The 14,625-nt window shown below is 71.2% G+C and carries 17 protein-coding genes; 4 read left to right on the top strand and 13 right to left on the bottom strand.

Going from position 1 to position 14,625, the window contains the following annotated elements; genetic code table 11:
• Nucleotides 1–20: 20 nt before the first annotated feature.
• A complete protein-coding gene (locus ABZT14_RS23785) occupies nt 21–317 on the bottom strand; it encodes an acylphosphatase (RefSeq protein ID WP_356306074.1) in 297 nt (98 codons plus the stop codon).
• Nucleotides 318–611: 294 nt separating this feature from the next.
• Here ABZT14_RS23785 and ABZT14_RS23780 point away from each other — a divergent pair, with 294 nt between their 5' ends.
• Nucleotides 612–1,382 (top strand): CAP domain-containing protein, encoded by a 771-nt coding sequence (locus ABZT14_RS23780; RefSeq protein WP_356306072.1) that lies wholly within the window; start codon nt 612–614, stop codon nt 1,380–1,382.
• Between the two features lie 65 nt (nt 1,383–1,447).
• Here ABZT14_RS23780 and mutM read toward each other — a convergent pair whose 3' ends face one another.
• The 10 genes from mutM to ABZT14_RS23730 all read right to left on the bottom strand — a co-directional run bounded on the left by mutM (nt 1,448) and on the right by ABZT14_RS23730 (nt 11,335).
• Complete coding sequence (gene mutM / locus ABZT14_RS23775; protein ID WP_356306070.1) at nt 1,448–2,320, bottom strand: bifunctional DNA-formamidopyrimidine glycosylase/DNA-(apurinic or apyrimidinic site) lyase; 873 nt, start codon at nt 2,318–2,320, stop codon at nt 1,448–1,450.
• Nucleotides 2,321–2,380: 60 nt separating this feature from the next.
• The gene (gene rnc / locus ABZT14_RS23770; RefSeq protein WP_356306068.1) at nt 2,381–3,184 is read right to left on the bottom strand and encodes a ribonuclease III; all 804 of its coding nucleotides are present in this window, start codon (nt 3,182–3,184) and stop codon (nt 2,381–2,383) included.
• A gap of 19 nt (nt 3,185–3,203) precedes the next feature.
• Nucleotides 3,204–3,377 (bottom strand): 50S ribosomal protein L32, encoded by a 174-nt coding sequence (gene rpmF / locus ABZT14_RS23765; RefSeq protein ID WP_356306067.1) that lies wholly within the window; start codon nt 3,375–3,377, stop codon nt 3,204–3,206.
• Nucleotides 3,378–3,379: 2 nt separating this feature from the next.
• Nucleotides 3,380–4,021 carry a YceD family protein gene (locus ABZT14_RS23760; RefSeq protein ID WP_356306235.1) on the bottom strand — a complete coding sequence of 214 codons (642 nt, stop codon included), beginning with the start codon at nt 4,019–4,021 and terminating at the stop codon, nt 3,380–3,382.
• Between the two features lie 155 nt (nt 4,022–4,176).
• Nucleotides 4,177–5,388, bottom strand: a complete 1,212-nt coding sequence (locus ABZT14_RS23755; protein ID WP_356306066.1) for a cell division initiation protein — start codon at nt 5,386–5,388, stop codon at nt 4,177–4,179.
• Between the two features lie 86 nt (nt 5,389–5,474).
• Nucleotides 5,475–5,954, bottom strand: a complete 480-nt coding sequence (coaD, locus tag ABZT14_RS23750; protein WP_356306233.1) for a pantetheine-phosphate adenylyltransferase — start codon at nt 5,952–5,954, stop codon at nt 5,475–5,477.
• A gap of 23 nt (nt 5,955–5,977) precedes the next feature.
• Nucleotides 5,978–6,568, bottom strand: a complete 591-nt coding sequence (gene rsmD, locus ABZT14_RS23745) for a 16S rRNA (guanine(966)-N(2))-methyltransferase RsmD (protein ID WP_356306064.1) — start codon at nt 6,566–6,568, stop codon at nt 5,978–5,980.
• 82 nt (nt 6,569–6,650) lie between these two features.
• Entirely contained in the window at nt 6,651–7,175 is a 525-nt protein-coding gene (locus ABZT14_RS23740) for a hypothetical protein (protein ID WP_356306062.1), read from the bottom strand.
• A 113-nt stretch (nt 7,176–7,288) separates the two neighbouring features.
• Nucleotides 7,289–9,460 (bottom strand): ATP-dependent DNA helicase RecG, encoded by a 2,172-nt coding sequence (gene recG / locus ABZT14_RS23735; protein WP_356306060.1) that lies wholly within the window; start codon nt 9,458–9,460, stop codon nt 7,289–7,291.
• 141 nt (nt 9,461–9,601) lie between these two features.
• On the bottom strand, nt 9,602–11,335 hold the full coding sequence (locus ABZT14_RS23730) for a DAK2 domain-containing protein (protein ID WP_356306058.1): 1,734 nt from the start codon (nt 11,333–11,335) through the stop codon (nt 9,602–9,604).
• A gap of 262 nt (nt 11,336–11,597) precedes the next feature.
• Here ABZT14_RS23730 and rpmB point away from each other — a divergent pair, with 262 nt between their 5' ends.
• Nucleotides 11,598–11,783, top strand: a complete 186-nt coding sequence (gene rpmB, locus ABZT14_RS23725; protein ID WP_356306056.1) for a 50S ribosomal protein L28 — start codon at nt 11,598–11,600, stop codon at nt 11,781–11,783.
• 91 nt (nt 11,784–11,874) lie between these two features.
• Here rpmB and thiD read toward each other — a convergent pair whose 3' ends face one another.
• Both thiD and ABZT14_RS23715 read right to left on the bottom strand, forming a co-directional pair.
• Entirely contained in the window at nt 11,875–12,714 is an 840-nt protein-coding gene (gene thiD, locus ABZT14_RS23720) for a bifunctional hydroxymethylpyrimidine kinase/phosphomethylpyrimidine kinase (RefSeq protein WP_356306054.1), read from the bottom strand.
• 13 nt (nt 12,715–12,727) lie between these two features.
• Nucleotides 12,728–13,690 (bottom strand): thiamine-phosphate kinase, encoded by a 963-nt coding sequence (locus tag ABZT14_RS23715; protein ID WP_356306052.1) that lies wholly within the window; start codon nt 13,688–13,690, stop codon nt 12,728–12,730.
• A gap of 156 nt (nt 13,691–13,846) precedes the next feature.
• Here ABZT14_RS23715 and ABZT14_RS23710 point away from each other — a divergent pair, with 156 nt between their 5' ends.
• Entirely contained in the window at nt 13,847–14,080 is a 234-nt protein-coding gene (locus ABZT14_RS23710) for an Lrp/AsnC ligand binding domain-containing protein (RefSeq protein ID WP_356306050.1), read from the top strand.
• A 20-nt stretch (nt 14,081–14,100) separates the two neighbouring features.
• A complete protein-coding gene (locus ABZT14_RS23705; RefSeq protein WP_356306048.1) occupies nt 14,101–14,598 on the top strand; it encodes a DUF3515 domain-containing protein in 498 nt (165 codons plus the stop codon).
• Nucleotides 14,599–14,625: the final 27 nt, after the last annotated feature.

Here is a 14,625-nt window from a genome sequence, read left to right as displayed (position 1 = left end):
GGTATGGCAATAGCGACGGATTAACGAATCGCAAAACCGTTGTAGCCACCACGAGGCGAATCCCAGATCTCGGTGACACCGTCGACCCGGCCGGGAGTATCGCCCTCTTTGAGCCATTCCAGCAGTTCCTCACATTGCGCACGATTCCCCTCAGCCACCACCTGGACCCGACCATCCCCCAGGTTGAGGGCGAAACCGCGCAGACCGCCGATCCGCAGAGCGTTGGCTCTGGTAAACCAACGGAACCCCACACCCTGCACCCGACCCCGTACCCAGACCGTCATCCGCGCCTCGGCGGTGTGCTCGCTCGCTTCCATGGATCGTCACGCTATCGGTGTGTCCGGCCCACACCTACTCGGGCTTCCCGGCGCCCCCTGTGGTGTCTGACGTAATCCGGTACCTGCCCGTGCATGGACAGGGCCCATGCCATACAGTCACGCGTCAATGGGTCTCACCCGAGAGAGTGACAGCCGTCGACCGAGCATGTGAGGACCGGACTGTAGATGGGCCGCCACAGACGCGACACCCCGCCTACCGCTGAGTTTCCCAGCGCCCCCGCCGACGCCGGCGAGTCTAGGGCCGAACAGAAGAAGGCACGTCGCAAGTCTCTGGTGCCCGTACGAACCGGACTGGTCGGCGCCTCGGCCGCCGTCGCCATGGGCGCCGTGGCCGTGGCGTCCGGGCTGATACCAGGTCCCGGCGGCAACTACACCGTCGGCAGCCCGCAGGGCCCGGCCGACCGGGTCCGCGCCGACCGCCCCTCGGACCTGCCCAGCACCGCGCCTTCGCACCAGCCCACCGACGACTCACGGTTCGGCTCGGGCAAGAACCCGGACCACTCCCACAAGCCGAAACCGCACGAGTCCTCCGATCACTCCCCAGGGCGCTCCCCCGGCAGCGGCGACAGCTCAGCACCGGACGGGGGCGACGAGGCGGAGACGCCCAGTTCCCCGCCTCCTTCCGAGGACGAGCCGGCGACCGGCAGCCCCGCCAGCGCGGACACCGAGACGGCGACCGAGGCCACGGTCCTGTCCCTGGTGAACCAGCGCCGGGCCAGGGCCGGCTGCCAACCGGTCACCGCCAGCCCCCAACTCACGGAACTGGCCCGGGACTTCAGCAAGTCGATGGCCAGCGAGGACTTCTTCGACCACACCTCGCCGGACGGCAAGACGCCCTGGCAGCGCGCCGAGGAGCAGGGGGTCAAGAACCTGGGTGGGGAGAACATCGCCCGGGGCCAGGCGGACGCCGAAGCGGTGATGCGGACCTGGATGAAGAGCCCGGGACACCGGCAGAACATCCTCAACTGCGAGCACCGGTCGCTGGGTGTGGGCGTGCACTTCGGCGAGGGCGGCCCCTGGTGGACCCAGGAGTTCGGCTTCTAGTCGGCTGGGTTCCCACCGATCTCCCCGAACAGGGGACGCCAAGGGCTCAACAGCCCCGGCCCGGTTCAGGAGGGTGCGAGAGCCGAGGCGCGAGGTGAACGCTGGCACCGTGGACAGAAGTAGCTGGACCGGTTCATCCAGGGGCGCCGGCGCATCCTGGTGCCGCAACGCCGGCAGGGCTCCCCTTCCCGGCCGTAGGCGTCCAGGGAACGGTCGAAGTAGCCGGACTCGCCGTTGATGTTCACGTAGAGGCTGTCGAAACTGGTGCCGCCGGCGGCCAGGGCCTCGTTCATCACCGCACGGACATGGGTGAGCAGCTCGACGACCTTGGGGCGGGTGAGCGTGGACGTCGGGCGCTCGTAGTGCAGCCGGGAACGCCACAGGGCCTCGTCGGCGTAGATGTTCCCCACCCCGCTGATCAGCGTCTGGTCCAGCAGGGCCCGCTTGATGGTGGTGCGGCGACGACGCAGCGCGGCGAGGAACCGCTCCTCGTGGAAGTGGGGGTCCAGCGGGTCGCGGGCGATGTGCCCGATGACGTCCGGCAGCCCGGCGTCGTCGTCCGGGTGGAGGGACAGTCCTCCGAAGGTGCGTTGGTCGACGAAGCGCAGTTCGGTGCCGAGCGGATCGGCGAAGGCCAGCCGGATCCGCAGGTGGCGCTCATGGGGAGCGTCCTGTGGTTGGACCAGCAGTTGACCGCTCATCCCCAGGTGGGCGAGGACCGAGTGGTGCTCGCCTGTCATCGGGATCCAGAGGTACTTGCCCCTCCGGGAGGGCACGCCCAACCGCTGCCCGACCAGCCGACCGACGAAGTCCTCGGGGCCGGCGAGGTGGCGTCGGGTGGCACGTGGGTGGAGCACCTGGACCTCGGCCACGGTACGGCCGGCTATCCACCGTTCCAGCCCACGACGTACCACCTCGACCTCGGGCAGCTCGGGCACGCCTGTTCTCCTCGTACGGGACACCGCCGGGCCGGCCCCGGGATCCCGGGGCCGGTGCGGTCAGTCCGACGAACTCGTCCTGGGCGAGGCACCGTCCACCGAACCAGGCTGCGGAGCCTTCGCGGACTGGTCGGTGGCCTCTCGGATGGCGCGCCAGGCCGCCTCGGCAGCCTGCTGCTCCGCCTCCTTCTTGCTGCGGCCAGTGCCGGTGCCGTACGCGACACCACCGACGCGGGCAGCAGCCGTGAAGGTCTTCTCGTGATCGGGCCCGGTCTCACTCACCAGGTACTCGGGGACGCCGAGGCTCTCGGCGGCCGTGAGCTCCTGGAGACTGGTCTTCCAGTCGAGGCCGGCACCCAGGTTCGACGACTTCTCGATCAGAGGGTCGAACAACCGGTGCACCAGCGCGCTGGCGGCCTCCAGCCCCTGGTCGAGGTAGACCGCTCCGATCACCGCCTCCAGGGTGTCGGCCAGGATCGAGGCCTTGTCCCGGCCTCCGGTTCCCTCCTCGCCCCGGCCCAACCGGATGAAGGCTCCGAGGTCGAGCCCCCGCGCGACGCCGGCGAGGGCACGCGAGTTGACGACCGCGGCCCGCAGCTTGGCGAGCTGCCCTTCGGGCAGGTCGGGGTGGGTGCGGTAGAGGGTGTCGGTGACGACCAGCCCGAGGACCGAGTCGCCGAGGAACTCCAGACGTTCGTTGGTGGGGAGCCCACCGTTCTCGTAGGCGAAGGAACGGTGTGTCAACGCACGCACCAGAAGGGCGGCCTCAAGCTGGTACCCGAGCCGCCCTTCCAGAACCGTGTGAGACGAGGCTGCATCCACCACGTTCGCCGAGCCTTTACGAGGCGCCGTGGCGTCTGACATGAAGCCTGTCACCCGCCGATCAGACCGCGAGGACCTGACGCCGGTTGTAGGTGCCGCAGCTGGGGCACGCGATGTGCTGCTGCTTGGGCTCCTGGCAGCGCTCGCACTTCACCAGCGTCGGGACGGCAGCCTTCCACTGCGACCGGCGGTGGCGGGTGTTGCTGCGCGACATCTTCCGCTTCGGAACAGCCACGGCTACTTCTCCTGCTTCTCGTCGACGCCCGCTCGCGCGTCCGCGTCGCTCAACTCGTCCTTCTCGCCGTCCGAGATGGTCTCGGCGAGTCCTTGCAAAGCGGCCCAGCGAATGTCGACGGGCCCTTCGTGCTCGTGTTCCGGGTCGTCCGCGAGTCGTACCCCACAGTCGGGGCAGAGCCCGGGGCAGTCCTCCCGGCACACCGGTTGGATCGGCAGTGACAGCACCACCGCGTCCCGCAGCACTGGTTCGAGGTCGAACAGGTCGCCCTCAAGAGAGAAGGTGTCCTCCTCCTCAGCGTCGTCGCCGGTCTCCGCCGGGTGGCGGCTCCGGTCGTCGGCGTCAGGGTAGGAGAACAGCTCCTGGAAGTCCGCCTCGCATCGCTGCTCCAGCGGCTCCAGACACCTTACGCACTCCCCCTTCATCGGCGCCTGGGCGGTGCCGGTAACCAGCACGCCCTCCATGACCGACTCCAGACGGAGGTCCAGGTCGATCGGTGCGCCCTCAGGCACGCCAATGACCTCGATACCCAGGTCCTTCGGGGCGTCGACGGTACGAGAGAGGCGCTTGAGCGCACCGGGTCGCCGCCCCAGCTCCCGTGTGTCGAACACGAGGGGGGAACGGTGGTCCAGTGTGGTGTTCAGGGCTCTCTGCTTTCTACGCGTCGAACGGCCGTCGAAGAGTCCGGGCAGCTTTGATCACGGCCATGTGTGACCGAAGGGCCAGGATACTGGACCTGGCCTGTGGCGCCCAATCCAGTGGGCCGGCCACCCGGTGAGCCGGGGGCCGGGCCCGGACGTCAGCGGCCGTGCCCCTGCTCGTACTGCCTCAGCTGGTCGATGTCGATCATGCTGGTGTCGAAGAGGCTGGTCTCGTCCAGGGCACCGCTCTGCTCGGGTGCCGGCTGGGCGTACTGCTGCTGCGCGTAGTGGTGGGGGTCCTGGTACGAGGGATCGGCACCCTGGTAGGAGCCCTGCTGGTACGCGCCGTGTTGGTGGTCGTACCCGTGCTGGGGGTAGCCCTGCCCGTACGGGTCGTAGCCCTGCTGCGGATACCCGGTGTAGTAGGGGTCGGCCTGCGGGTAGCCCGGGTCCTGGCCGTACGTGGGCTGGGGGTCCGGGTAGTGCTGCTGGGGCGGCGCAGGCGGCTGCTCGGGGGCCGCGGCCACGTAGGGATCGTGCTGGGGCGGGGGGCAGGGTTCCTGCGGAGCGACGGTCGGCGGGGCCGGCGGAACGGGAGGCGCCTGCCGCGCATCCTCGGACCCCCTCGGCGTCGGGATGGCCAGTCCGGCGAGGTAGTCGTCGTCGCTGGCGTGGACGGCGCTGTTGTTCCAGTCGACGTTGCCGTCCTGCGCGGCGATGTGGTCCGCCAGTTCGTCGATCGGGCGGTGTCCGAGAAGCTTCTTCCGCCCCCGGCCCACGGCCTGCAGGGTCTTCGTCAACACCGCCGAGACGGCGCCCAGTCGGGCGTCCACGTAGGAGTCGGCGCGACGGCGCAGCTCCTCCGGGTCGGCGGTGCGCTCGGGCACCTCGTCCCCCTCCGGGGCCTCGCCCAGGGACGGGGAGGGCTCCGCGCCGAGCAGCTTCTCCCGGCCGCGCTCCACCGCGTCGACCGTCTTGCCCAGCACCACCTCGAAGTTGGCCAGCTTGCTGTCGACGTAGTCGTCGGCCTCGGCGCGCACCAACTCGGCTTCCCGCCGCGCCTCGGCGAGGATGCGGTCGGCCTCCTGCTGGGCGCTCACCGCGACCTGGGTCTGGGCGACCAGCGTCTCGCGTTCGGTCTCGGCGGACTGGACGATCCGCTGGGCCTCCCGCTGGGCGTCCGCCACGACCTGCTCGCGCCCGCCGAGGACCTCCTGCGCCTGGGCGAGGGAGCCGGGAAGCGCCTGGCGCACCTCTTCCAACTGCTCCAGCAACTCGGCCCGGTTCACCACACAGGAAGCCGACATGGGCATGGAGCGCGCCCCGGCGATGGTCGCGACGATCTCGTCGAGTCTTTGCTGTACGTCCACGGGAGTGACTGTACGGCCATCGGCCACCGACTCGACACCCGCCGGGGCGATTGTCGGGGCGGCGGAGGAGTGGGGCGTCCCCTCGCTCAGGGGCGGGCCAGACGCTCGGTCAACGCCTTGTGCACGCTCTCAGGGACGAGGTGGGACACGTCGCCGCCCCAGGCCGCGACCTCTTTGACCAGACTGGAGGAGAGGAAGCTGTACGTGGGGTTGGTGGGGACAAAGAGGGTCTCGACTCCGCTGAGGCCGTTGTTCATCTGGGCCATCTGGAGTTCGTAGTCGAAGTCGCTGACGGCGCGGAGGCCCTTGACGATGGCCGGGATGTCCCGCTGCCGGCAGAAGTCCACCAACAGGCCGCGGAACGCCTCTACTTGCACGTTGCCGTAGCTGCGGGTCTCGTCGGTGATGAACGCGATCCGTTCCTCGACCGTGAACAGTCCCTGCTTGGACTTGTTGATCATGACGGCGACATGCACCACGTCGTAGAGCTTCGAGGCGCGGGCGATGATGTCGAGGTGTCCATTGGTGATGGGGTCGAAGGACCCCGGACAGACTGCGCGGCGCAACGCTGGTTCCTCGCTCTCAGAAGTCATGACGCGGGCGTTGCCAAAGGTGCGGCGGCGCGACCGTACCAAAGGGTGCCTTCTCCGTAGCGACGGGACCGCAGCTCCTCGAACCCCTCTGGCCAGCGGAACGGTCCGCCACGGCTGCCCCGCTCCACGGTGACCAAGGCGTCGGCCGTCAACCAGCCCCCGACCCGGAGTGTGATCAGGATCTCGCGAAGATCGTCGTCGGAGACCGCGTACGGAGGGTCCAGGAAGGCGAGGTCGTACGGCTGGGCGGTGGTGCCCTCCGCCACCAGGGAGGCGACCTTGCCGGTGCGCAGTTCGGCGCCCGGCAGGCCCAGGGACGCGATGTTGTCCCGGATCACCCGTGCCGCGCGGGAGTCCGCCTCGACCAACAGCGCGTGGTCGGCGCCGCGTGACAGTGCCTCCAGGCCCACCGCGCCGGAACCGGCGTACAGGTCGAGCACCCTCGTCTCGGCCAGGGATCCACCGCACTGTGCCAGCCAACTGGAGAACAGGCCCTCACGTGCCCGGTCGGATGTCGGCCTGGTGCCCGTACCCGGGGGCACGAGGAGACGGCGCCCACCGGCCGCCCCCGCGATGACACGGGTCATGACATCGCCGTCCTTCGTCGTCGTGATCGGGAGCGACGGTCGGATGGACCGCCGCTCCCCCACGATATGACCCGCCCGTCGGTCAGTCCTCCCCGGTCACCGTCCCCGCGACGGCGCCGACCAGCGAGGGCGAGGCGTACCGCGACCAGGACAGGCAACCGTCCGGCGGGCAGTGCTCCGGCTGCCTGGGGTCGTGCCCCAGTTCACGCAGCTTGGTGCGCACCGAGTCCGGGGTGCGGCCGAACCGCGCGGCGATCCTGGCGATGGTCTCCCCCGCGTGGAAGCGCCGGGTCAGATCCTCCTCGTGGCTGGGTATCCACGGCGCCCCGTGCCCGGGGAACAGCTCCCGCAGGACGTCGCGGTCGGGTATGGGCTCGGAGACGTCGGCGGCCAGCGCCAGGGCCCGCAGCGCGCGGTTGAGAGCGACCCGCAGCGCCGGCACGTCGGCCAGCGGCATGGTCAACTGACCGGAAGCCAGTGGTGTGTCGGGGGCTGACTCGTGCCAGCCGCTGAGGCTCAGGGAGACGGTGACATCGTCCTCGCTCGCCAACTCGACGCGGAAGACCTTGTCGCCCAGTGGAAGTTCGTTGGTGTGCCGGAATGCCATGAACTACCCCCAGTCCTGCCATGAGTCGACCCCTCGCGGATCGACTGGGACTGCGTCCATTCTCCCAGCGAGCACTGACAACTGACGGCGCGTCAGGTGTTCCGGCGAGGGGCTCAGCCCTTCTCCAGGAACTCCTCCCGCTCCTCGTCCAGCAGGGCGTCCAGCGCGGTACGCAACTCGGGGTGACCGGTGAGCTCCGGGTCCTGTTCCACCACTCGTACGGCCTCCTGCCGGGCCTCCGCGATGACCTCCGCGTCGTCGAGCACCGCCAGCACGCGCAGCGAGCTGCGGGACCCCGACTGCGCCTGGCCCAACACATCGCCCTCACGGCGCTGTTCCAGGTCGACCTGCGCCAGACGGAAGCCGTCCAGAGTGGCCGCCACCGCGTCCAGACGGCCCCGGGCGGGGCCGCCCTCGGCCGCCTCGCTCACCAGCAGGCACAGCCCCGGCGCACTGCCCCGCCCCACACGCCCCCGCAGCTGGTGCAACTGGGAGACGCCGAAGCGCTCGGCGTCCATGATCACCATGACGGTGGCGTTGGGGACGTTCACCCCGACCTCGATGACCGTAGTGGCGACGAGCACCTGCACCTCCCCGGCGGCGAAGGCGCCCATCACCTCCTCCTTGTCGTCCGGGGCCATCCGGCCGTGCAGTGCCTCGACCCTCAACCCCCGCAGGGGCCCGGCGCGCAGTTCCTCCACGATGTCCAGCACCGCCAGGGGCAGGCGCTCCTCCTGCTCCCCGTCCGAACCCGAGCCCTCCTCGTCGCCGATCCTCGGGCAGACCACGTACGCCTGGTGGCCGGCCTCCACCTCCTCGCGGACCCGCTCCCAGGCCCGGGTCAGGAAGTGCGGCTTGTCGCGGGCCGGCACCACGTGGGTGGAGATGGGCGAGCGGCCGGCGGGCAGCTGGTCCAGGGTGGAGACCTCCAGGTCACCGAAGACGGTCATGGCGACGGTGCGGGGAATGGGCGTCGCGGTCATCACCAGCAGGTGCGGGGGGCGTCGGCCCTTGGAGCGCAGGGCGTCCCGCTGCTCCACCCCGAAACGGTGCTGCTCGTCGACCACCACCAGGCCCAGGTCCTCGAAACGCACCCGCTCCTCGATCAGCGCGTGGGTGCCCACCACCAGGCCGGCCTCGCCGGTGCTGACGTCCAGGAGGGCCTGCCGTCGGGCGGCGGCTCCCATGGAACCGGTCACCAGCACCACCTCGGTGCCCCGCTCGTGGCCGCCCAGCATTCCGCCCTGGGCGAGGTCGCCCATCATCTCGGTGATCGAACGGTGATGCTGCTGGGCCAGCACCTCGGTGGGGGCCAGCAGGGCGGTCTGTCCCCCGGAGTCGACGACGTTGAGCATGGCTCTCAGGGCCACCAGGGTCTTGCCCGAACCCACCTCGCCCTGGAGCAGCCGGTGCATCGGGTGGTCCTGGGCGAGGTCGGCGAAGATCTCCGTACCGACCTTGCGCTGCCCCTCGGTGAGGGTGAACGGCAGGCGCTCGTCGAAGGCGTCCAGCAGTCCGTCCGGCACCGCCGGTCTGGGGGTGGCGGGCCGCTGGGACTCGGCCCGACGACGCCGGGCCAGGGCGACCTGGAGCACGAAGGCCTCGTCCCACTTCAGCCGGGAGCGAGCCTCGGCGACCTCGGCCCAGCTGCGGGGGTGGTGCACCTTGGTCAGGGCCCGGGGAAGGGGCAACAGGCCACGGTGGTCCCGGAGTTCGGTCGGCAGGGGGTCGACCAGGCCCTGCCAGTCGGTCACCTCCAGGGACTCCAGCACCATGTCCACGGCCTTGGCGATCTTCCAGGACTGCATCTGGGCGCAGGCCGGGTAGATCGGCAGCAGCTGGTTGGCGAAGGCCTCCACCTGGGCGCTGTCGGCGTCCTGGGGGAGCAACTGGTAGTCGGGGTGGGTGAGTTGACGCTTGCGGTTGAACGTACCGACCTTGCCGGCGAACATCGCCCGGCGGCCGGGCAGCAGGTCCTTCTGCGGTTTGAAGATGCCCCGGCCGAAGAACACCAGCTGGAGCCGTCCGCTGCCGTCGGTGATGGTGATCTCCAGGCGCTGGCCCTTGCCCCGGTTGTAGCTGTGGACCCGGGCGTCCGCCACCTCGGCCACCACGGTCACGTGCTCGTCCAGGGGCAGTTCGGCGAGCCGGGTCAGCTCACCGCGCTCCGCGTAGCGCCTGGGGTAGTGGTGGAGCAGGTCACCCACCGTGTGCAGCCCGAGGTGCTCCGCCATCACCTTGGCGGTGGTGCCCCCCACCACGCCTTTCAGGGACTCACCCAGCACTGCTTCTCCTCGTCCTCACCGTGCCCGGTCCGCCGTGGACGTCCGGTTCGCGTACGGCGACGCGGACGGTCCACGGTGAGACCCATTGCACACCATGGCGGTGACAACGCGGTGGGAAGGCGGCGTGGTCGGCCGGCACCGCTACTCGACGCCGACGAGCAGCACCGAGGTGTTCTGGTGCCCCTCGTACACCACGGTGTCCACCGCCAGGTGGTGTTCGCGGACGTGCTCCTCCAGCTGGGGAGCGAGCCCCTCGGGCGCGTCCTCACCGAGCACCAGCGTGACCAGTTCGCCTCCGGCCGCCAGCATCCGGTCCAGCACCCGAAGGGCGACCCGGGGTACGTCGGTCCCGATCTCCGCGACGTCGTCGTCCACCAGGCCGAGTACGTCGCCGGCCTCGCAGACCCCGGCGCTGGTCCAGAAGCGTTCCGTGGCGAGGGACAGTTCCCCGAACCGGGTGGCCCCGGCCGCCGAGGTCATGGCCACCACGTCCTGGTCGAAGGGGCGGTGCGGGAGGTGGACGGCCAGTGCGGAGATCCCCTGTACCGCGGCCCGGGTGGGGATCACGGCAAGCCGGGGTCCGCCCTCGCCCTGCCCGGTCAGATGGCCGGCCACCTCCTCCGCCAGGAGGCGCAGGTCGGTGTCGTTGGGGAGCAGCACCACCTCGGCCGCGTCCGCCGCGTGGACGGCGCGTAGCAGGGCGTCCCGGTCCACCGTCCCGGCGCCGTCGTCGCGCAGCACCCGGGCGCCGGCCTCAGTGAAGAGTCGGGCCAGCCCGTCGCCCCGGACCACGGCGACCACGGCACGCTGGTGCGAGGGGGCGGCGCCGTCGGCGGGAGAGGGGGTGACCGTCGCGTCGGTGTTCGTGTCGGTTGCGGCGCCGCAGCCGTTCGCCGCCACCGCGGTGGCGTCCAGCCCACCGGGGCCTCCGGGTTGGCCGAGCTGGCCGAGGTGGGTGATGCGGATGCCCCGTGGGCGGCCCACGGTCAGTGCCGCCTCCACCGCGGCGCCGGCGTCGGCCACGTGGACGTGTACGTTCCACAGCCCCCCTCCCCCGGCGAGCACCAGGGAGTCCCCGAGGGCGTCCAGGTCGGCCCGCAGGGACGGTATGCGGGAGTCGTCCGCGTCCAGCAGGTACATCACCTCGTAGTCGGGGGTCGGCTCGCCCGCTCCGTCCACGCCGGGGGTGAGGGGGTGCCCGACCGCCGCCCGGACAGCGGAGGTCGGGAGCGGGTCGGGGGGCGCGGCCTCTCCGCGCAGCGCGGCGACGAGGCCGCCCAGCACCTCCAGCAGCCCCATGCCGCCGGCGTCGACCACCCCCGCGGCGGCGAGTACCTCCAACTGCTCCGGGGTGTGGACCAGGGCCTCGGCGGCGGAGCGGTACGCGGCGTCGGCGACTCCCTGGACATCCGCCGGGTCCGCCCGTTCCGCCCCCCGGGCCGCGGCGGCCACGACGGTGAGGAGGGTGCCCTCCACCGGGTGAGCCAGGGCGTCGTAGGCGGCGCGTGCCGCCCGGGTCAGCGCGGCGCGTAGACGGCGCGCGGCCTCGGGGGCGCGCTCCGCGGCGTCGGCGCCCTCGTACTCGGCCGCGACGCCCAGGAGGATCTGGGCCAGCAGGGTGCCGGAGTTGCCCCGGGCGCCGAGGAGGGCCCCGTGGGCCAGAGCCCGCGTCGCCTCCCCGGGGGAGGCGGTCTCGCCGGCCTCGGCGAGGGCCCGCTGCCCCGACTCCAGGGTGAGCAGCATGTTGGTTCCGGTGTCGCCGTCCGCGACCGGGTAGACGTTGACGGCGTTGATCTCCTCGCACCGTCGTCGCAACGCCGCGAGCGCGATACCGCACCATCGGTGTACCGCCGTGGCGTCCAGCGTGTGCGGCACCTGGCCTCCCTTCGAGCCCCTCCACCGGGGGCGTTCCCCGGAAGGCTAGTGCTCACGGGTGGGGGCGCCGGTCCGAGCGGGGTGGTCCGCGCTCCCGGTGGGAGGCCGTTGACCCGCGTTTTCCCGCTGACGCGCCTGCGATGTATGCTGCAGCGGTTGCCTGATGAGCGTCAGGCACGTTGTTCCCTGGCACTGCCGGTCCCACGTGATCCTGCACGCCGGAATTTCACCGTAAGCGCATCTGAAGTCTTTGGAGTGACCCGTGGCTGCCAACTGCGACGTCTGCGGCAAGGGGCCGGGCTTCGGCAACAGCATCTCCCACTCGCACCGCCGCACCCCGCGCCGCTGGAACCCGAACATCCAGCGCGTGCGTGCCGTGGTCGGTGGAACGCCGAAGCGTCTCTACGCCTGCACCTCGTGCATCAAGGCCGGCAAGATCTCGCGCTGACGTAACGACAGCGCGGCCCCCTGGCTGGTACTGAGGCCGGTTCGTCTGACGACGGACCGGCCTTTGTGATGCCCGGGCCGGCTCCCGGCGCTCAGCCTACGCCCTCCGCCAAGTCGCCGCCCGGCCGGAACCGCCAGCCGTGGTCCACCGGGCCGATGCCCGCGCCGAGGGGGTACCCGGAGGCGATCGCGCCCGTGACATAGGCCTTGGCCTCGGTTACGGCGGCCACCATCGGCCGCCCGCCGGCCAGTCGCGCGGCGACGGCGCTGGCCAGGGTGCAGCCGGTGCCGTGGGTGTGCGCGTTGTCGTGCCGAGGCGCGCGCAGCCAGTGGCGTTCGCCGCCGTTGGTGAGGAGGTCCACCGCCTCACCCCGCAGGTGGCCGCCCTTGACCAGCACCCAGCTGGGGCCGTAGGCCAGCAGGGCGTCCGCCGCCCGTTCCATCTCCGCCTCCCGCTCGACCCGTACGCCGGTGAGCTGGGCCACCTCGTCGAGGTTGGGGGTGGCGAGGGTGGCCGACGGCAGCAGTTCGTGCCGTACGGAGTCCAGGGCCTCGGGCGCCAGCAGGGCGTCGCCGTGCTTGGACACCCCGACCGGGTCGACGACCACCGGGCAGGTCACCCCGGCGAGCAGGTTGGCGACGGTGCGCACCAGTTCCACGGAGGACAGCATCCCGGTCTTCACCGCGTCGACCCCGATGTCGTCCACGACGCTGGCGAACTGGGCCCGTACCGCCTCGGAGGGCAGGTCCCAGGCCCCCTGTACGCCCAGGGAGTTCTGCGCGGTCACGGCGGTGAGGACGCTCATGCCGTGGGTGCCGAGGGCCAGCATGGTCTTGAGGTCGGCCTGGATGCCGGCGCCTCCGCCCGAGTCCGATCCGGCGACGGTCAGCACTCTGGGGGGCGCGGTGGTCGGGCGGGGCTGTGTGGTCATGCCTCGACCGTACTCAGCCTTCGGTGGCGAAGTGGTTCCAGCCTCCGGCCTGGTCCCAGGGCTCCCCGTCGACGGTGACGCGGGGCGCTGCGGTCACCGTCCGCACCTCTCCGATGCGGCGCCAACGGGCGGGCAGTTTCACGTCGTTGGGGAAGGTGGCCGCTATCGCGTGGTCCTCTCCCCCGGTGAGCACCCAGCGCAGTGGGTCCACGCCCACGGCTCTGCCGATGTCCGACATCTGGGCCGGAACGTCCAGCAGCGCTCGGCGCACGTCGATGTGCACCCCGCTGGCGGCGGCGACGTGCCCCAGGTCGGCGACCAGCCCGTCGCTGATGTCGATCATGGACGTGGCGCCGAGCGCGGCCCCGGCCGGGCCGGCGTGGTACGGGGGTTCGGGCCGTCGGTGGGCCTCCACGAAGGCCCGGGGTGAGCGGAAGCCCCGGGTGAGTACCGCCAGTCCGGCGGCGGACCAGCCGAGCCAGCCCGCGACGGCCAGGACGTCGCCGGGGCGGGCGCCGGAACGGGTGACCGGTTGCCGGCCCCGCAGGTCGCCGAGGGCGGTGATGGAGACGGTGATCGTGTCGCCGCGCACCACGTCGCCCCCGACGACGGCCGCCGCCGCCACGTCAGCCTCGTCGCGGAGGCCGTCCATCAGCTCGCTGGGCCAGTTCACCGGTGTGTCCCCCGGCACCACCAGTCCCAGCAGCAGCGCCGTCGGGGCGGCGCCCATGGCCGCGATGTCGGCGAGGTTCTGGGCTGCGGCCTTGCGCCCCACGTCATACGCTGTTGACCAGTCCCGACGGAAGTGGCGCCCCTCGACGAGCACATCCGTGGTGGCGACGACCCGGCGGTCCGGGGCCGCGACGACGGCGGCGTCGTCGCCGGGCCCGAGGCACACCTCCGGGGTGCTGGTCAGACGGGAGGTCAGCTCCTTGATCAACCCGAACTCCCCCAGTTCGCCGACCGTGCCCTTCATCCCTTGCCCCTTCGTTCGTGTACCGCAATCCTGCCGCGCCGCCGGCGCCGACACGCCATCGGGCACCCAACTCCGGGTCTCCCGCGACGTGTTGCCCCGGGGGTACGGTGACGACCCCACCCCCCGCACCACCCTCATAGCGCCCCTGGAGGCCCCGTGGTACAGGCTTACATCCTGATCCAGACCGAGGTGGGAAAGGCGTCCACGGTCGCCGAGATGATCCGACGGATGTCAGGGGTCCTCCATGCCGAGGACGTCACCGGCCCCTATGACGTGATCGTCCGGGCGGAGGCGGAGACCATGGACGAGCTGGGGCGCATGGTGGTCGCGAGGGTCCAGCACGTGGAGGGCATCACACGCACCCTGACCTGCCCGGTCGTCCATCTGTAGCCCACCGTATGCTCGGTCCGGTGAGCCTTGGAGCACGCCGGAACCGCGTCCTCGTCGCCGCCGCCTCGGCGGCGATGCTGGCGGCCTTCGCTCTGTTGTCCCCGGACGACGAGGTGGACGTGGACTCCCCGTCCCCCACGGGCAAGGCCGCCCAGTCCTGCCGCGAACTGAACGAACGACTGCCCGAGCAACTGCTGTCCCAGCACCGCGTCCCGGTACGGAACCCCTCAAGGTTCACGGCCGCCTGGGGCGATCCGGCCATCGTCCTGCGCTGCGGGGCCCCACGCCCGGACCGCCTGTCACCGGACAGCGCGGACTACGACCCGCTGAGCGACGCGGTGGAAGTGAACAGTGTGACCTGGCTGTTCGAGGAGCACGAGGGGGGCTACCGCTTCACCACGACGGACCGCGCCACCTACGTGGAGGTCACCGTGCCGAGCGCCCACGCACCGGAGACCGGCGCCCTGCCGGAGTTGGCGAAACCGATCAGGTCGGCCACCGCCAGGAAGCCGCTGTGACCCCTCCGACACGGGGCGGTCGTCACA

The sequence above is a fragment of the Streptomyces sp. NPDC005438 genome (assembly GCF_040606315.1).
Taxonomy (GTDB): domain Bacteria; phylum Actinomycetota; class Actinomycetes; order Streptomycetales; family Streptomycetaceae; genus Streptomyces.
This window is presented reverse-complemented; position numbering and strand designations above follow the sequence as displayed.